16 protein-coding genes and 1 pseudogene are annotated in these 17,467 nt (G+C 72.7%); 9 read left to right on the forward strand and 8 right to left on the reverse strand.

All coding sequences use genetic code 11. The features are described from left to right. Positions 1–771: 771 nt before the first annotated feature. Positions 772–2,109, reverse strand: coding sequence for a BN159_2729 family protein (locus AB0C62_RS03230; RefSeq protein WP_362969361.1), 1,338 nt, complete (start codon positions 2,107–2,109; stop codon positions 772–774). After that, the gene (locus AB0C62_RS03235; protein WP_362969362.1) at positions 2,106–2,687 is read right to left on the reverse strand and encodes a sigma-70 family RNA polymerase sigma factor; all 582 of its coding nucleotides are present in this window, start codon (positions 2,685–2,687) and stop codon (positions 2,106–2,108) included. The genes AB0C62_RS03230 and AB0C62_RS03235 overlap by 4 nt, the downstream gene beginning before the upstream one ends. A 455-nt stretch (positions 2,688–3,142) precedes the next feature. Between AB0C62_RS03235 and AB0C62_RS03240 the strand changes: the two genes are divergently transcribed. The 4 genes from AB0C62_RS03240 to mug all read left to right on the forward strand — a co-directional run bounded on the left by AB0C62_RS03240 (position 3,143) and on the right by mug (position 6,272). After that, positions 3,143–3,619 (forward strand): transcriptional regulator, encoded by a 477-nt coding sequence (locus AB0C62_RS03240; protein ID WP_362969363.1) that lies wholly within the window; start codon positions 3,143–3,145, stop codon positions 3,617–3,619. A 6-nt stretch (positions 3,620–3,625) separates the two neighbouring features. After that, entirely contained in the window at positions 3,626–4,201 is a 576-nt protein-coding gene (locus AB0C62_RS03245; RefSeq protein ID WP_362969364.1) for a hypothetical protein, read from the forward strand. Between the two features lie 83 nt (positions 4,202–4,284). After that, positions 4,285–5,727: an adenylosuccinate lyase gene (gene purB, locus AB0C62_RS03250; protein WP_362969365.1), complete on the forward strand. Its 1,443-nt coding sequence runs from the start codon at positions 4,285–4,287 to the stop codon at positions 5,725–5,727. Next, positions 5,724–6,272: a G/U mismatch-specific DNA glycosylase gene (mug, locus tag AB0C62_RS03255; protein ID WP_362969466.1), complete on the forward strand. Its 549-nt coding sequence runs from the start codon at positions 5,724–5,726 to the stop codon at positions 6,270–6,272. The genes purB and mug overlap by 4 nt, the downstream gene beginning before the upstream one ends. 1 nt (position 6,273) lies before the next feature. Here mug and AB0C62_RS03260 read toward each other — a convergent pair whose 3' ends face one another. The 3 genes from AB0C62_RS03260 to AB0C62_RS03270 are packed head-to-tail and all read right to left on the reverse strand — an operon-like array spanning position 6,274 to position 8,495. Beyond that, positions 6,274–6,717 carry a hypothetical protein gene (locus AB0C62_RS03260; RefSeq protein ID WP_362969366.1) on the reverse strand — a complete coding sequence of 148 codons (444 nt, stop codon included), beginning with the start codon at positions 6,715–6,717 and terminating at the stop codon, positions 6,274–6,276. 57 nt (positions 6,718–6,774) lie between these two features. Beyond that, positions 6,775–7,563, reverse strand: a complete 789-nt coding sequence (locus tag AB0C62_RS03265; protein WP_362969367.1) for an ABC transporter permease subunit — start codon at positions 7,561–7,563, stop codon at positions 6,775–6,777. Further along, a complete protein-coding gene (locus AB0C62_RS03270) occupies positions 7,560–8,495 on the reverse strand; it encodes an ATP-binding cassette domain-containing protein (protein ID WP_362969368.1) in 936 nt (311 codons plus the stop codon). Before AB0C62_RS03270 ends, AB0C62_RS03265 begins: the two co-directional genes overlap by 4 nt. 108 nt (positions 8,496–8,603) lie before the next feature. Between AB0C62_RS03270 and AB0C62_RS03275 the strand changes: the two genes are divergently transcribed. From AB0C62_RS03275 to AB0C62_RS03285, 3 genes are all read left to right on the forward strand, one after another. Continuing rightward, complete coding sequence (locus AB0C62_RS03275) at positions 8,604–9,767, forward strand: histidine kinase (RefSeq protein ID WP_362969369.1); 1,164 nt, start codon at positions 8,604–8,606, stop codon at positions 9,765–9,767. A gap of 14 nt (positions 9,768–9,781) precedes the next feature. Continuing rightward, positions 9,782–10,444, forward strand: coding sequence for a response regulator transcription factor (locus AB0C62_RS03280; protein WP_362969370.1), 663 nt, complete (start codon positions 9,782–9,784; stop codon positions 10,442–10,444). 98 nt (positions 10,445–10,542) lie between these two features. Next, the gene (locus AB0C62_RS03285) at positions 10,543–11,700 is read left to right on the forward strand and encodes an ROK family protein (RefSeq protein ID WP_362969371.1); all 1,158 of its coding nucleotides are present in this window, start codon (positions 10,543–10,545) and stop codon (positions 11,698–11,700) included. Between the two features lie 122 nt (positions 11,701–11,822). Here AB0C62_RS03285 and AB0C62_RS03290 read toward each other — a convergent pair whose 3' ends face one another. Then, positions 11,823–12,584: a GntR family transcriptional regulator gene (locus AB0C62_RS03290; protein ID WP_362969372.1), complete on the reverse strand. Its 762-nt coding sequence runs from the start codon at positions 12,582–12,584 to the stop codon at positions 11,823–11,825. 325 nt (positions 12,585–12,909) lie between these two features. Beyond that, positions 12,910–13,794: an RNA polymerase sigma-70 factor gene (locus AB0C62_RS03295; protein WP_362969373.1), complete on the reverse strand. Its 885-nt coding sequence runs from the start codon at positions 13,792–13,794 to the stop codon at positions 12,910–12,912. A 183-nt stretch (positions 13,795–13,977) separates the two neighbouring features. Here AB0C62_RS03295 and AB0C62_RS03300 point away from each other — a divergent pair, with 183 nt between their 5' ends. Then, the gene (locus tag AB0C62_RS03300) at positions 13,978–14,808 is read left to right on the forward strand and encodes an alpha/beta fold hydrolase (RefSeq protein WP_362969374.1); all 831 of its coding nucleotides are present in this window, start codon (positions 13,978–13,980) and stop codon (positions 14,806–14,808) included. Positions 14,809–14,967: 159 nt separating this feature from the next. Here the strand turns inward: AB0C62_RS03300 and AB0C62_RS03305 are convergent. Beyond that, a pseudogene (locus AB0C62_RS03305) lies at positions 14,968–15,861 on the reverse strand (DMT family transporter); the annotation flags it as partial. Between AB0C62_RS03305 and AB0C62_RS03310 the strand changes: the two are divergent. Continuing rightward, entirely contained in the window at positions 15,852–17,327 is a 1,476-nt protein-coding gene (locus AB0C62_RS03310; RefSeq protein ID WP_362969375.1) for a PLP-dependent aminotransferase family protein, read from the forward strand. The pseudogene AB0C62_RS03305 and the gene AB0C62_RS03310 sit on opposite strands and share 10 nt — an antisense overlap. Positions 17,328–17,467 lie beyond the last annotated feature (140 nt).

Consider the following 17,467-nt stretch of genomic DNA (forward strand, 5'->3'; position numbering starts at 1 on the left):
GGCGCAGTCGACGGGGAGCGGAGCCGGGAAGAGGCGCCTCACGCGGGCGGGTGCGCCGGCCCCGGTGCCTGACGATCCGAGGTACCGCCGGTCTCGTCACGTGCGGTTCGCGGGCGGCTTCCGCCGTGCCCCTCCGTCGAGCGACACGGCGGCCATGCTCCGCATGACAGGCAAGCTACCGCCTCCCGCCGTGGCCTCCACAGGGGGCGCTCGACGGCGCGACGCCCGCTGACGGCTCGCGGCACACGCTCCCGAGAAATACGGCTGGGCCCGGCGTGAGCACCGGGCCCAGCCGACGACCCCTTCAGCTTTGCGGAGCATGGAAAGGAGCCGTCTCACCACCCGGATCGGACGGCGAGCAACGGGCCGGCCGGGAACCCGGCCGGGTTCAGCATCCAAGCACTCATGCGGGGACCTGAGAAGTACGCCCCTGAGCACCGTGGGGCCGACGGGTCGCCGCCGGGCCGCACGGGCGAACGGTGCGGCGACGGACTCGTACCTTTTCGCCCCGTCCCACCATTCGTGGGCGGATCAGGGCCGATGTGCCCCACCGACGTCACCTCGTCACCGCACGGCCAAGAGAGAGAACCGGCCATGCGAGACGCGCTCACCTACAGTCCGCCGGGGAGGTTCTGGGCCAGGTGCAGTACGGGGTTCCGGCGGCCCGGTGGACGCATGACCGTGGTTCTTCTGGTGCAGAGGTGCCGGTGGACACAGGTGAGAAACAGCCATCCGAAGCGGAGATTCCGCTGGCTCGATAGCGCCGCTCGGCTACACGTCTCCCCCGTCGGTGCCTAATCCGGGCGGAGCGGCGGGAGTCAGCGGTCCGTGAGCCATGACGATCGCGGCCAGCGGGTACGGCGGACCGGCGGTGCCGCGCAGGACCAGCAGCGGCATACCGCGCTCGTCCTGTCGCCGTCCGAGTGACAGCCAGACGCGGTCGGACCGGTCGGTCTGCCCCCTACCGAGGTCGTAGATCCGACCCCACAGATAGAACGGGTCGGCTGCGGCGTCGCTCGCCTCTTGGAGGAGTTCGGGGACACCGTGGGCGGTGAGGTGGACCGCGACGCCGTCGAGGGTCCCCGCGGCCACCTGCGCGTGCCCGGCCGTCCGGGTGCGTACGTTGCGGGCGGCGCCGATCGCGTCGAGCCAGTACTCCCAGTCGGCCAGACACGTGGCCTTGACGGCCACGGTGACGCGTTCGCCGTCCGCGGTGATCCGCATGGCTTCCAGGCGTGCGAGGTGGTCGGACTGGAGGGTGGCGGCGACGGAGACCGCGCGGGCGGAGGCGGTGTCCCATCCGGCGGTGCGGGACCGCGCGGCGGCCGGGCGCACCCGGGGGACCTGTCCGTCCACCGGTTCGGGCACCGGCGCGATCGCGAGTCCGTGCACGCCGTCAGCTCCGGACGCGGTCTCCGGTGCGTCTACCCCTTCGCGGCCGGCCGCGATCTCGGTTCCGCCCGTCGCGTCGGGCTCGGCCGCGACCTCGTGTCCGTGCGCGACCTCGTGTCCGGCGGGGCCCTCCCGCCCGTTCGCGTCCGGGCTTCCGTCCCCGTTTCCGTTCTCGATCCATTTCTCGCGGCCTTTGCCGTGCCCGTGCACGCCGCCGTACCCGCTCTCGGCCACCCGCTCGGCACCGGACTCGTGGGCGTACTCGGGCCGCTGTTCGTGTTCGCGCCCGTGGTCGTGTTCGCGCCCGTGGTCGTGCTCGATGGAGAAGCGCGCGCCCCGGTCGGCGAGGTGCAGGACGATGGCGCCGCGGGCACCGGGGACGAGAGGCACCGCCGCGGGGCCGTGGTCGTGCCGGGGTTCGGGTTCCTCGCCGCCCGGGAGCAGCCCCTTGCGGTTCAGCGCGGTGGCGATCCGCATCGCGACCTCGCTGGGGTAGCCGCAGTCCTCGACGATCGTCTCCACGGCCACCCGGTAGGACTCCGGGCCGTTGCGCCAGGCCTCGACCTGGGTCCGCAGTCGTTCGAGGACGCCGGCGCCGCCGACCTCCACCAGTCGCCCCTGCGCCTCCAGCTCGGCGACGAACTCACGGGCGAACGTGCCGAGTTGATCGGCGAGATCCGCTTCGACCGCGGTGCGGCCCCCGGGCGCGGGGGTCATGCCGCCACTCCCAGGTACTCGCTGCGCAGCTTGGCCAGCGCCCGGAACTGCAGGGTCTTCACCGCGCCCTCGGTCCGCGCCATGTGCCGGGCGGTCTCCAGCACCGACAGCTCCATGAGGAAGCGCCGGGTGAGGACTTCGCGCTGTGGCGGACGCAGTTGGCCGAGCGCCTGGCGCAACAGCTCCTCGTCCAGGCCGATCAGCACGGTGTCCTCGGTGCTGACGGTGAGGTCCTCGTCGAAGCCGAGCATGTCCTCGACGACGAACTCCCGCCGCTGCGCGCTCTTGCAGTGGTCGATGACCTTGTTCCGCGCGATGGTGATCAGCCATCCCACGAACCCGACACCACGGTAGGTGAAAGTGCCGCGTTTCATCCAGGCGTTGAGGAAGGTCTCGCCCGTGATGTCCTCGGCGACCTGCCGGTTGCGCACGCGACGCTGTACATAGGCGAGCACCGCGGGGTGGTGCAGTGCGTAGAGCTCCCCGAACGCGTCCCGGTCGCCCGCGAGGGCGCGAGCGATCAGGGCCGGTTCTCTGGTGTCGGACCGCGGTGTGGCGGCGTTAGCCTCGGCGATCAAGGCCTACTCCGTTCATGAGTGGATGATCTGGGGTGGGCGGGTGCGCTGACGGGTCTGCCGGGCGGGCGGATGGTGTGACGGTGCGTTCCGGCCGTGGCCGGCTCCGGGCGCCGGGCGGCCCGGGCCTCGTGAGCGAGGGTCGTGCGGTCGCGCGGTGTCCCCCGCCGCCGCCCCGCAGCTCCGCAACGTGATCGAGCGGATGCCGAGGCGGTGCGCGCAGAGGTCCCCACGACCAGGACTTGCATACGTGCGACTAACTCACAGTCATGCAACATATGCAACTTGCGTACACGTACGCAAGTTGCTTCGCGGTACAGCCGCAGGACTTTTTGGCCTGAACTGGCGTACGAACGCCGCCCTTTGGCCTGTCGCGACGAGATCGCTCCAACTGACCTGCGACGATATCCGCGTGCAAGTCGTGTGCAAGTTGCATACGTGCGCGCTACTCTCCGGGCATGCGGAGCATGGAAGAGTCCCCCCACGAGTCCCGCGGTGAGCGACAAGCTCTCGCAAGGAGGGTTGGCGAGTACCTCACGAAAGCCGCGACCGCGGCCGGGTACGACGTCCGCCCACGAGCAGGCGGCCGGGCCCAACTGGCCGTCTCGATCGGAGTGAGCCTGACGACGATCAGCAGAACACTGGAGGGGAAGACGCTGCCCCTTCCCTCGCAACTGACGACATGGGCGTCTGTGCTCGGTCTCGACCAACGCGAGATGTTGGTCAACAGCGGCATGCTTTCCCCGGAACACGGGCCTCAGCCGACGATCCGGAGGGTGGCCTCGGCGTCACTCACGCCGGAGGAGGCCATGGACGCGTGGGGAATCACCGATCTCAGAATCCGCACGATGCTCAACGGGAACATCGTCCAGGCGATCGAGTTCCAGAAGGACCTCGACGCAGGCGACGACCGGGGGGCCACGGCAAGGGGGTAACGAAACGTGGCGTACAGACTGGCAATCGCGTCCACCGCCAGCTGCACAGCCGGCGGGACATTCGTGGGCGAGGGCGTCTGGCACCGTACGTGGGAACTGGCGGCTGTCGGGGGCACTCTCCTGACCGTGGGCGTCGCGGGGCTGCTGGCCGCCCTGCTGCGCCACACGCTCAGCCAGGTCGAGGCCCGCACACGGCACGACGTCGGCGTCGTGGCGGAACACCGGAGGTGTCTTGAGCTGGACATGCAGATGCGCGAAGCGGACCTGTCCCGACGCGAGCGGGCCCTGGCCCGCAGTGCCACCCTCACGGCGATGCGGCTCGCCAGTCACGCGAGGGCGGTCGACCAGGCGCGCAACGAGAACGCGGCGCTGCGCGCCAGGAACGCGCAGCTGATGGAGGAGATCGAGGAGGTCAACGACGAGCGGAACCAGCTGATCACCACCGAACTCAGCCTGGCCCGCGACCGTTTCACCACCAAGACCTACGGGGGCCTGCGCGCCGTGGTCGGCAGTGATCAGTCCCATCCGGACCCGCACGCGCGAGCGGGGTACGAGACCCGTCCACCGCGCTCGGGATCATGAGTCCGGAGGTCTCGGTCGAGGGATCATGAGGCCCGACCCGGCGGTACGGGAGCGGCTCTGTGCAGCCGGTATGCTCCGTACACGTGACTGCCGCGCCTGCAAAGCCCCGTATCCCCAACGTCCTCGCCGGACGCTACGCCTCCGCCGAGCTCGCCACGCTCTGGTCCCCCGAGCAGAAGGTCAGGCTGGAGCGTCAGCTCTGGCTCGCCGTGCTGCGCGCCCAGAAGGACCTCGGGATCGAGGTGCCGGACGCCGCCGTCGCCGACTACGAGCGCGTCCTCGACCAGGTCGACCTCGCCTCCATCGCCGAGCGCGAGAAGGTCACCCGGCACGACGTGAAGGCCCGGATCGAGGAGTTCAACGACCTCGCCGGGCACGAGCACGTCCACAAGGGCATGACGTCCCGCGACCTCACGGAGAACGTCGAGCAGCTGCAGATCCGCCTCTCGCTGGAGCTGATGCGCGACCGCACGGTCGCCGTCCTCGCCCGGCTGGGCAAGCTCTCCGGCGAGTACGCCGAGCTGGTCATGGCCGGCCGCTCGCACAACGTGGCCGCGCAGGCCACCACCCTGGGCAAGCGCTTCGCGACCGCCGCCGACGAGCTGCTCGTCGCGTACGGCCGTCTCGAGGAGCTGCTCGACCGCTACCCGCTGCGCGGCATCAAGGGTCCCGTCGGCACGGCGCAGGACATGCTGGACCTGCTCGGCGGCGACGCGGCCAAGCTCGCCGACCTGGAGCAGCGGATCGCCGGGCACCTGGGCTTCTCGCAGGCCTTCACCTCCGTCGGCCAGGTCTACCCGCGCTCCCTGGACTACGAGGTCGTGACCGCGCTGGTGCAGCTGGCCGCCGCCCCGTCCTCGACCGCCAAGACGATCCGGCTGATGGCCGGGCACGAGCTGGTCACCGAGGGCTTCAAGCCCGGCCAGGTCGGCTCCTCGGCGATGCCGCACAAGATGAACACCCGCTCCTGCGAGCGCGTCAACGGCCTCATGGTCATCCTGCGCGGCTACGCGTCGATGACGGGCGAGCTGGCGGGCGACCAGTGGAACGAGGGCGACGTGTCGTGCTCGGTGGTGCGCCGCGTCGCGCTTCCGGACGCGTTCTTCGCGCTGGACGGTCTGCTGGAGACCTTCCTGACCGTCCTCGACGAGTTCGGCGCGTTCCCGGCCGTCGTCGCCCGTGAGCTGGACCGCTACCTCCCGTTCCTCGCGACGACCAAGGTCCTGATGGGCGCGGTGCGCGCCGGTGTCGGCCGCGAGGTCGCCCACGAGGCGATCAAGGAGAACGCGGTCGCCTCCGCCCTCGCGATGCGCGAGCAGGGCACGGAGCGCAACGAACTGCTCGACAAGCTCGCCGCGGACGAGCGCATCCCGCTGGACCGCGCGCAGCTGGACGAGCTGATGGCCGACAAGCTGTCCTTCACCGGCGCCGCCGCCGACCAGGTCGCCGCCGTGCTGGCGCGCGTCGAGGAGATCCTGAAGCAGCACCCGGAGGCGGCCGCCTACGCGCCGGGGGCGATCCTCTGACGCGGCTCACCCCCGCGGACCTGGAGGCCGCCCGCGACCGGCTCGTGCCGGATGTCGTCGCGGACGGCCTCTCGGTGCTTTTCTGCGGCATCAACCCGGGCCTCATGACGGCTGCCACGGGCCATCACTTCGCCCGGCCCGGCAACCGGTTCTGGCCCGTGCTGCATCTGTCCGGCTTCACGCCGCGGCTCATGAAGCCGGACGAGCAGCGGGAGCTGCTCTCCTACGGGCTCGGCATCACCAACGTGGTGGCGCGGGCGACCGCGCGGGCCGACGAGCTGAACGCCGAGGAGTACCGCGAGGGCGGCCGACTGCTCGGCGAGAAGGTCACCCGGCTGCGCCCGACGTGGCTGGCGGTGGTCGGCGTGACCGCGTACAGGGCGGCCTTCGACGACCGCACGGCGCGCATCGGCCGTCAGGAGCGGACCATCGGGTCGAGCCGGGTGTGGGTGCTGCCCAACCCCAGCGGGCTCAACGCGCATTGGACCGCGGCGACGATGGCCGAGGAGTACGGCCGCCTGCGGTCGGCCGCCGAGGGCCGCTGAGTCACGGCGGGTCCGTCACGGTGACCAGGGCCAGGAGCTGGAACGGCAGTTCACGGTCCCACTGCCCTATGCCGAGGGCGACCCAGCGCTCGATGCCCTGCGGTCTCCAGAGGTGAAGATCGGGCACCTGGGAACTCAGGTCGCCCCAGGGCTCCGGTATGTCCTCGCCGCTCGTCGACCGCTCGAGGACACTCGCCAGGCTGACGCGCTCCGGAGGACCCCATCGCCGGGTGAGCAGCTGCGAAAGGCCGTCCCGCTCGGCCTCGAACTGCTCCTCCGTCTCCGCACGCGTCGCGCCGTCCGTGTCCCGGAGGTCCTCGCTCGTCACCAACTCGGCCAGGTGGTAACCGGGTCCGGCGGATCCCACATCGGAGCGGCCGTGCTCCGTGGGGAACTCCGCGGAGCACAGCCGGTCGATCGTGGCGAGATGCTGCGCGATGGTCATGGCCTCCAGTAAAGCCCCCGGCACTGACAATTGGTGGGGCGTCAGGAGTCCCTCGGGTCAGGCGTCCCGGCGCCGGACGCTCCAGGCCCCGGCGCCGAGCACCGCGGCGGTCCACAGAGCGGTCACCCCGAGGCCGGTCCAGGGACCGAGCGTGCCGTCGTGCGTCCGGTGCAGGACCAGCTGGCCGGCCTTGTCCGGGAGGAAGTCCGCCACGCCTCCCGACGCTCCGCCGACGACGAAGGACACGATCAGCAGGAACGGGATCAGAATGCTCAACGTGGCGACTCCGCTGCGCAGTACGGCCGCCAGTCCCGCCGCGAGCAGGGCCATCAGCGTCAGGTAGAGCGCGCAGCCGACGACCGCGCGGACCTGCTCCGCCGCGCCCAGGCCGTCCGCCCTGGCACCGAGCACGGACGTCCCCACGAGCAGTCCGGCGACTCCGGTGACCAGGCCGACGACGAGGACCGGGGCGCCGATCGCCACCGTTTTCGCGAGGAACCAGCGTCCCCGGTCGGGGACCGCGGCCAACGACAACCGCAGGGCGCCGTCCCGGTGTTCGGCCGCCATGGCCTGCGTGCCGAAGGTGATGGCGGCGATCTGGCCGAAGCTCACTCCGAAGAGAGCCGAGAACAGCGGGTCGAAGTCCGGCCCCTTGGAGTCGTCGAGTCCGGCGAGCGCGGAGAACGTCACGGTGGCGAGGAGGACGGCGAGCAGTGCGAGGACCAGCGGACGCAGTGTGCGGATCTTGATCCACTCGGCGCGGAGGGCGGGCACGAACGCTCCGGGACGGCCCGCGGGGGTGGCGTCAGGTTCCGTCAGGCCCTTGGTGGCGGCGGTGTCCGTCATGGTGAAGCCTCCTGGTGCTGGGTCGGAGCGGTACTGAACTCGGTCTCGGCGGCGGTCAGATCGAGGTAGGCCTGTTCCAGGGTGCCCTCCTCCACGGCGAGTTCCAGGATCGGAAGCCCGGACGCCGAGGCGAGACGCCCGATGTCGTCCACCCGGACGTCCAGGGCGGTCCAGAGCCCGCCCTCGCCCTCGGCGGCCTCGATGCCGTGGCGGGTGAGCAGACCTCCGAGGGCGGCGCCGTCCGTACTGCGCACGCGCACCCGGGGCCGCACGCGTGCGTGGATGAACTCCCGCATGGGCAGGTCGGCGAGGAGCCGTCCCCGGCCGAGGACGACCAACTGGTCGGCGAAGGAGGCCGTCTCGTTCATGAGGTGGCTGGAGACGAGGACGGTGCGCCCCTCCCGGGCCAGGCGTCGCAGCAACTCCCGGATCCAGACGATGCCTTCCGGATCGAGGCCGTTCGACGGTTCGTCGAGGAGTACCACGGGCGGGTCGCCGAGGAGCGCCGCCGCGATGCCCAGGCGCTGACGCATCCCCAGGGAGTACGTCCTCACCCGGCGCCGGGCCACGGAGGCGAGCCCTGCCTCCTCCAGCACCTGGTCCACCCGGCGTTCGGGGATGCGGTTGGTGGCGGCGAGCGCCCGCAGGTGGTCCCGGGCGGTCCGCGACCCGTGGGCGGCCCCCGCGTCGAGCAGGGCGCCCACCTGCCGGAGCGGTTCGTCGAGGGACGCGTAGGGCCTGCCGCCGACGGTGGCGGTGCCGGAGGTCGGCCGGTCCAGGCCCAGCACGAGCCGCATGGTGGTGGACTTCCCGGCGCCGTTGGGGCCGAGGAATCCGGTGACGCGGCCCGGGAGGACGCTGAAGGTCAGATGGTCCACGGCGCGCCTGCCGCCGTACTCCTTGGTCAGTTGGTGGACGTCGATGCTGGTCATGGGTTCAGCGTGGCCGTGACGCGACGGTCACCGCCTCCCCCGTGGGCGGGGGCCGCCTCCCCCGCCCGGGGGAGGTTCGTTGTCGGTGCCCGCTGGCACGATGACCGCATGGCCCGCTTTCTGCGCCCGCTGCTGTGGGGGACGACGTACACGCGCTTGCTGCACCTGTGGGTGCCGATGCTGTTCGTCAGCGTCTGGCTCTTCATCGACCTGTCGAAGCCGTGGGTGCCCGCGGTGCTGCTGATCCCGCTGGGTCTTGTCCCGGCCGTCCGGCGGGGCGAGGGCGTGCAGGCACGGTTCATGCTGGCGCCGGGTGAGCGGGGCGGTGAGGACCAGGCGTTCTCGGTGGCTCCCTCCGCCGGTCTCCGCGACCGGTGGCGGACGGTGCTGTGGCTGGAGGCGCGGCTCGTGCTGGGCTGGCTGACCTGCGCCGCCACCGTCTGGCTCCCCGTCCTCGCCTTCGACCTCGGCAGAGCGGCGGCCGGCCACCGGCCCGCCGGCGACCCCGTGGTGTCCCTGCTGGACCCGGGGTGGAGCTGTGCCTTGCTTGTCCCGCTGCCGCTGCTCGCCCTGTACGGCGCGGTCGTCGGCCTCGGTGAGCTGGTCACGATCCTCGCGCGCAGACTCCTGGGGCCCTCCCCCGCCGAGCGGCTGGCCGCTCTGGAGCAGCGCACCGAGCAGCTCCTGGAGCGCAACCGCATCGCCCGCGAACTCCACGACTCCATCGGCCACGCCCTGACTGTCGCGGTCGTCCAGGCCGGCGCGGCACGGGCCGCGGGAGACCCCTCGTTCACCGATCGCGCCCTGGTGGCCATCGAGGAGACGGGACGCGCGGCCCTGGAAGACCTGGAGCGGGTCCTCGGCGTGCTGCGCGAGACGGAGCGGCCGGCGAGCGGCCGCCCGACGCTGGCCGACGCCGACCGGCTGCTGGAGTCGGCCCGGGCCTCGGGAGCGAAGGTGGAAGCCGAGGTGAGCGGGCCGCTGGAGACCGTGCCCGGCCCGGTGTCCAGGGAGGGCTACCGGATCCTCCAGGAGTCGCTCACGAACGTGCTCCGGCACGCGGGGAGTGTCCCGGTGCGGGTCCGCATAGAGGTGCGCGACGGCACGCTCGGCCTGGAGGTCCGCAACCCGCTGCCGGCCGGCCGGTCCGGGCCCGCGCGGGGCAGCGGCCTGCGCGGCATACGGGAGCGGGCCGCGCTGCTGGGCGGCCGTGCGAGAACGGGCCCGCACGAGGGTGTCTGGCAGGTGCACGCCGAGCTGCCGGTGAGTTGATCTACGCTGGCCCGATGCCGGTCACCGTTCTCCTCGTCGACGACGAACCCCTCGTACGCGCGGGCCTGCGTGCCGTGCTGGAGGCGGAGTCCGACATCGAGGTCGTCGGTGAGGCTGCCGACGGTGCCGCGGTGATCCCGCTGGTCCGGCGGTTACGGCCCGACGTGGTCGCCATGGACGTGCGGATGCCGCTGCTCGACGGCATCGAAGCCACGCGAGCGCTGCTGCGGGCCGTGGCCGATCCGCCGAAGATCCTCGTGGTGACGACCTTCGAGAACGACGAGTACGTCTACGAGGCGCTGCGCGCGGGCGCCGACGGGTTCCTCCTGAAGCGGGCGCGCCCGGCGGAGATCGTGCACGCCGTGCGGCTGGTCGCCGCGGGCGAGTCCCTGCTGTTCCCTTCCTCCGTACGGCAGTTGGCGGCCGCGTACGGCGAGGCCGCGGGCAATCCGGTGGCGCGGGCGGCCATGGAGCGGGCCGCGCTCACCGAGCGGGAGGCCGACGTGCTGCGGCTGATGGCCGGAGGTCTGTCGAACGCGGAGATCGCCGCGCGGCTCGTCGTGGGGACGGAGACGGTCAAGTCCCACGTCAGCGCCGTACTGGCGAAGCTGGGCGCCCGGGACCGTACGCAGGCGGTCATCGCGGCGTACGAGTCGGGCTTCGTGGCGCCGGGCTGAGGGTGACTCGTGAGGACGAAATGGTCCCCGGCACTCGCCGGGGTCCCCCGCGCCGAGTACGATCCGGCCAACACGCGCACGAGCTGGGAGGACGGACGTTGGGGCGGTTGACCGGCGGGGATCCCTCTCTGCTGCGACGGATCAATTCCGCGGTGGTGCTGCACGCCCTGCGTGCCACGGACTGCGCGACCCTCACCGAGGTCACCCGGGTGACGGGGCTGTCGCGGCCCACGGTCGAGGGCGTCGTCGAGGGACTCATCGAGAACGGACTCGTCGTCGAGCAGGCGGCCGAGGAAGGCGCCACGCGCCGTCAGGGCCGTCCGGCACGCCGCTACCGGTTCCGGGCCGAGGCGGGGCACCTGCTGGGCCTGGAGATCGGCCCGCACCGTGTCGCCGCGCTCCTCGCGGACCTGGACGGCCGTGTCATGGGTGCGATGGCCAAGGACGTGGACGAGACGGCGTCCGCCGACGAGCGGCTGGAACGGCTGCGGCTCGCGGTCGCCGAGCTGCTGCGCCGGGCCGGTGTGGCCCGCAGTTCCCTGCGGGCGGTGGGGGTCGGCAGCCCTGGCATCGTGGAGGCCGACGGCACCGTGCGGCTCGGCACCGCGCTGCCGGAGTGGACGGGCCTGCCGCTGGGCGAACGGCTGAGCCGTTCCTTCAAATGCCCGGTACTGGTGGAGAACGACGCCAACGCGGCGGCGGTCGCCGAGCACTGGAAGGGTGCGGCGACCGAGACGGACGACGTCGTGTTCGTCCTCGCGGGGCTGAGCCCGGGCGCCGGCTCGCTGATCGGCGGGCGGCTGCACCGGGGGTACGGCGGGGCGGCCGGTGAGATCGGCGCGCTGCATCTGCTGGGCCGCGACGTCACGCCCGAGACCCTGCTGTCGACGACGGACGAGCCGCTGCACCCGCTCGACGAGCAGGCGGTCGCCAAGGTCTTCGCGCTGGCCAAGGACGGCGACCAGCGGGCACGCGCCGCGATGGAACGGTTCATCCAGCGGCTCGTGCACGACGTGGCCGCGCTCGCCCTCGCCCTCGACCCGGAACTGGTCGTCATCGGCGGCTGGGCGGCGGGCCTGGACGGCGTACTGGAGCCGCTGCGGCGGGAGTTGGCGCGCTACTGTCTGCGCCCGCCCAAGGTGGCCCTCTCCCTGCTGGGCGAGGCGGCCGTCGCGACGGGAGCCCTGCGGCTGGCCCTGGACCACGTCGAGGAGCAGCTCTTCGCCGTGGAGGGCACGGTGACGGCCCGCCGCTGATCCGAGGCTCACGTGGCACGCGAGGACGGCAGCGGGAAACCGCTCGCGCCCCGGAGGATTCCGGGGCGCGGAGCGGGTGACGCGGTGCGGCTCGACGGGGCACGAGGCCCCCGCCGGTCGGCTCAGGAGGCGCGGCGCTCCGGGTCGTGGTGGATCTCCACGCCGCCGGAGACACCGAAGGTGAGTCGGCAGGTGTCCGCGCGGTAGGTGGCCACGGAGACCGCCGCGGTGCGTCCCCCGGCGAAGAACCGGGTCGTGACGACGAGGACCGGCGCGCCGGGCAGCCGGTCGAGTTCCCGGGCGTCGTCCGCGCGGGCCGAGCCCAGCTCGACGGCGCGGTCCTGTCCCTCGAGCTCCAGACGCTGCAGCTCGCGCAGCACCGCACGCGCGCGGGCAGCACCCGAGGGCGCGTCGATGGCGGACAGGTCGGGCACCGAGGACGCCGGGATGTAGAGAAGCTCGGCGGCGACGGGCTGACCGTGCGTCACGCGGGACCGGCGCACCGTGTGCACCAGCTCGCCCTCGGCGGTCTCCAGGGCGCCGGCCACCGGCGCGGGCGGTGCGGCGACGACACAGTCGGCGGCCTGCCAGGCGTCCCCCGCCGCCCCCGGCCACACCTGCTGTTCGTTGCCGACGGCCACGCCCACGCGCGGCGGGGCGACCGTGGTGCCCACGCCCCGGCGGCGCTGCAGGCGGCCTTCGAGTTCGAGCTGTTCGAGCGCCTGGCGCAGCGTGGCCCTGGCGACGCCGAAGCGGGCCGCGAGGTCACGTTCGTTGGGCAGGATCTCGCCCACGGTGAACTCGGAGTCCAGCGCCTCGCTGAGCACGGTCTTGAGATGCCAGTACTTCGGTTCCGGCACCGATTCCAACTGCGTGGTCCCCACCCTGTGCCTCCGCAATCGCCGTGTCCCGGCGGCGTTTTAGCGCCCTTGTTTATTAAAGGTTCCTGCACTATCCCTGCGACCATAGGGCCGCCGCCACCCTTGGTCAAGACCAATCCTCGATCCTTGGGGAACGCACAGGGGCGTTGCAGCACAGCGTTCACGGGGCGTTCGCGCTGGGCGACGTTCGCGACACAACGGCGAAAGCCCCCGGCCAGGATGGCGGGGGCTTTCGCCGTGCTGCGGCGATGCGGAAGGTGATGTGGAACCGCGGAGGTGAGGGGGAGCCGGTGGCCGGGCGGGAGGATCGGACCGGGCTCGCGGCGGCCTATCCGGCGGGGAGCGACACGAGTTTCTCCGGGTTGCGGATGACGTAGACGCACCTGATGCGCCCGTCGGCGACGTCCAGTTGGAAGACGGTGTCGGGCTTCCCGGCGGACAGCGCGATCGCCGCGACACCGCCGTTGAGTTCGAGGAAGCGGAACGAGAGGTCGGGCACGCCCTTGCGGCCGGCTCCGACGATGAAGCGGCTGATCTTGTCGGCGGTGTCGAGCACACGCAGCGGCGCCTTGGAGAGGCCTCCGCTGTCTCCGATCAGTCGCGCGTCCGGCGCCAGTAGTGACATCAGCCCTTCCAGGTCGCCCTCCACGGCGGCCGCGAGGAACCGTTCGGTGAGATCCCTGCGTTCGGCCGGGTCGACCTCGTAGCGCGGGCGTCGCTCCTCGACGTGCTTGCGGGCCCGGCCGGCGAGTTGGCGCACCGCCGGTTCGCCCCGGTCGAGGACGGCCGCGATGTCGGCGTAGGGGTATCCGAACGCCTCCCTGAGGACGAACACCGCGCGTTCCAGGGGCGAGAGGGACTCCAGGACCACGAGGACGGCCAGCGAGACGGTGTCGGCGAGGACGGCCCGTTCGGCGCTGTCCTCCACGGTGTCCGCGAAGTCGGTGACGTACGGCTCGGGAAGCCAGGGTCCGACGTAGGCCTCGTGGCGCGACTTGATCTGGCGGAGCCGGTCGATGGCGAGGCGGGTGGTGACGCGGACGAGGTAGCCGCGCGGTTCGCGGATGTCGGACCGGTCGGCGGCGGACCAGCGCAGCCACGCCTCCTGGACCACGTCCTCGGCGTCGGCCACCCGCCCGAGCATCCGGTAGGCCACGCCGGTCAGGACGGGCCGGTGCTCTTCGAACACGTCGGTCGCGATGTCGGTTGCCACCGGACCATCCCACCCGACGCTCCCCTTCCTGTCCAGGCGGAATCGCCGCCGCGATCGGCCCGGGCGGCGTCTTCGGGCGGGCTCACGGGGTTGATGACAGACAGGGGCTACCCGTCGGTAGCAGTTGCTGACAAGCTGTCTACGAGTCAGTCCTTCCCCGCGTCCCCGACGAGGAGCAGCCCCATGTCCGACACGGTCTCCTTCAGCGTCCCCTCCCCGCGCGGCCCGAGGTCGGTCACGCTGTCCTACGCGCGCGTGGGCACCGGTGAGCCGCTGCTCCTGCTGCACGGGATCGGACATCACCGGCAGGCCTGGGACCCGGTCATCCCGCTGATCGCGGCCGAGCGGGACGTCATCGCCGTCGACCTCCCCGGTTTCGGCGCGTCCCCGGCGCTGCCCGACGGGCTCACGCACGACCTGTCGACGGTGGTGCCGGTGCTCGGCGCCCTGTGCGAGGCGCTGGAGATCGAGCGGCCGCACGTCGCCGGCAACTCGCTGGGCGGGCTGCTGGCCCTGGAGCTGGGCCGCGAGAAGCTCGTACGGTCCGTCACGACCTTCTCGCCCGCGGGTTTCTGGTCGCCGGTCGAGCGGCGGTACGCCTTCGGCGTGCTGCTGGCCATGCGCCAGGCGGCTCGGCGCATGCCGCTCCCGGTCGTCGAGCGGCTCTCGCGTTCGGCAGCCGGACGGACGGTGCTGACCAGCAGCATCTACGCCCGTCCCGCCCGTCGTTCACCCGAGGCGGTCGTCGCCGAGACCCTCGCGCTGGCGCATGCCGAGGCGTTCACCGAGACCCTGCGGGCGGGTACGACCGTCCGGTTCACCGACGACATCCCGGCGCTGCCCGTCACCGTGGCCTGGGGTACCCGTGACCGGCTGCTGGTGCGGCGCCAGGGTGTCCGGGCGAAGCAGATCATTCCGCGCGCGCGGCTGGTGCGGCTGCCCGGCTGCGGCCACGTCCCGATGAACGACGACCCGGCGCTCGTCGCCCGCGTCCTGCTCGACGGCAGCCGCTGACGTGCTCGGTCCCTCTCCCGGGGCGACACCCTGACGCCGCCCGCTGCCGCCGCCTCGCGCGAGCGTGCCCTTCTCCGGACGTCCGCCGTTCCGGGCGGCGGCGGATGCGGCGCGCCGTGCGGCGAGAGGGCCCAACGCCCCTGAACCGAGGGCCACTCCGGCGGCCACGAGTGCGCTGCCGACGGCCTGGGCCGACCCGTAGGCGCCGGTGCCGACGAGTGGGGCGGTGGCGGCCGCGGCGACGGGGATGAGACCGGAGAAGAGCGTGGCGCGCTCGGCGCCGATCCGCTGCATGCCCATGTACCAGCAGACGAAGCCGACGACGGTGACCACCACCGCCTGCCACACCAGCGCGCTCGCCTCCGTGGCGTCCGGCACCCGCAACCAGGCCCCGCCGTCCGCGATCAGCCCGGCCGTCGCCGACTCGACGGCGGCGATCCCGCACACGGTGGCCGCCAACAGCCGTGGGCCGAGCGGGCGGAGCACCGGCACGGCTAGGACGGCGAAGCCGACCTCACCGGCCAGCGCGCCGACCGAGTAGGCGATCCCGGCGGCGTCGGTGCGCCCCCAGCCCTGGACCGCGAAGGCTCCCAGGGCGACCAGCGACGCCCCGTACAGCACGCGCCGCCGCGGGCGACGGCCCTCCTGGAAGGGCACGAGAACGGCCACGACGACCGGGGCACAGCCCACGAGGACGCCCGGGACCGCGGGTTCCGCCGTGCGCTCGGCGGCGAGCACCGCGAGGTTGAAACCGACCATGCCGACGGCCGCGATCAGCGCGAGACGCGTCCACCGGCGGGCGCCGAGCCGGCGCAGGGGGGCGGTTCCGCGCCTGCCGACCAGGGGCAGCAGCAGGACGCAGGCGAGGCCGTACCGGAGGAACTGGCCGCCCGCGTACGGGTAGTCGCCGAGGAGGCTGTTGGCGGTGAAGGAACCGCCGACAAGGAGGCAGGCCAGGGCGGCGAGCAGGGCGCCCCGGGTGGTGGTGGCGTTCATGAGGGTGACGCTATGAGCGGACGTGGTCCGGTTTAAGGTCCACTTCCATGACGTCATCGGGGACCAATCACGGCGGGCCGCCGGAACCCGCTCCGTCCGGTGCGGCGCCGTGGGCGGCCGCCTGGGAGCTGCTCCTGCCCGCCGCGGCGGCACCGGCACGCGCGCGGGGACGCGCGCTCCAGGAAGCGCTGCGCGAGGCCGTCCGTTCCGGACGGCTCGTCCCGGGCACCCGGCTGCCGTCCAGCCGCGAGCTGGCCGGTGATCTCGGGGTGTCCCGGGGCTTGGTCACGGAGGCGTACGAGCAACTGACCGCGGAGGGATACCTGCGCAGCGACCGGGGATCGGGCACCTGGGTCGGCGGCGCGGTTCGGGCGGTCGCCCCCCGCGCGCGGGACCACGCGCCGCGGCCGACGGGCGTACGCGCCGACTTCGTCGCGGGCACGCCCGACCTGTCCCTCTTCCCGCGTGCCGCATGGGCCGCCGCGCACCGCGGGGTGCTGGCCGAACTGCCCCACGAGGCGCTGGGATACCCGGATCCGCGCGGTCTGCCGGCGCTGCGGACCGCGCTCGCCGCGCTCCTCGACCGCCGCCGGGGCGTGGTCGCCGATCCCGAACGCGTCGTCGTGGTCTCCGGCGTGGCGCAGGCGATGACCCTGCTCGGATTCGTGCTGCACGCGCGCGGGACACGCGGAGTCGGCGTCGAGAACCCCGGAAGTCCGGAGCACGGAGCGCTGTTCGCCTCGGCCGGCCTCGGCACCGTACCGCTGCCCCTGGACGACGAGGGGCTCGCCGTCGATCCACTCCGGCTCTCCGGTGTACGCGCCGTGGTGACGACACCGGCCCATCAGTTCCCCACCGGGATCGCGTACTCGGCGCGCCGCCGTGCCGAACTTCTCGACTGGGCCCGCCGGGTGGACGGGCTGGTGATCGAGGACGACTACGACGGCGACTTCCGCTACGACCGCGCCCCGGTGGGTGCCCTCCAGGGACTCGACCCCGAGCACGTCGCGTACACCGGTTCGGTCAGCAAGTCGCTCGCCCCGGGACTGCGGCTCGGCTGGCTGCTGGTCCCCGCGTCCCACATCGAGGAGGTCGTCGAGCGGAAGCGGACCATGGACCTCGGCAACCCCGTCCTCGACCAGGCGCTCCTGGCCAGGTTCGTCGAACGGGGCGACTACGACCGGCAGCTGCGCCGCTGCCAACGCGCCTACCGGGAACGCCGCGACGCGCTGGTGACGGCTCTGGAGGAGCACTTCCCCGGGACGCGGGTGTCCGGCATCGCGGCGGGCCTGCACGTCGTCGCCGTGCTCCCGGACCGGTACGGGCCGCAGGACCGCTTCCTGGAGCGGGCCGCGACGGCAGGAGTGGCGGTCCGCCCGGCCGCCCACTACGGGGAGGCCGCCGGCGACGGTGTGCGGCTGGTCCTGGGGTACGCGCATCTGCCGCCCGCGCGGATACGCGACGGCGTCCGCCTGATGGCCGAGGCCCTGCGCGACGCAGGTGCCCGTACGGCGGAGCGTTAGCACCGGCGACGCCTCCGAGCGTCCCCCGGTGTCTGTCGCACCCGTCGGCCGGCCGGTCCGCCTCTGCCTCTTTTCCTCCCGCCTCAGGGAGAGTTGTTCACCTCTGGTTTCCGTGTGCGCTGCGGCGCACCAGTAGGTGT

Origin of the sequence: Streptomyces sp. NPDC048643 (genome assembly GCF_040650615.1) — a bacterium.
In the GTDB taxonomy this organism is placed as follows: domain Bacteria; phylum Actinomycetota; class Actinomycetes; order Streptomycetales; family Streptomycetaceae; genus Streptomyces.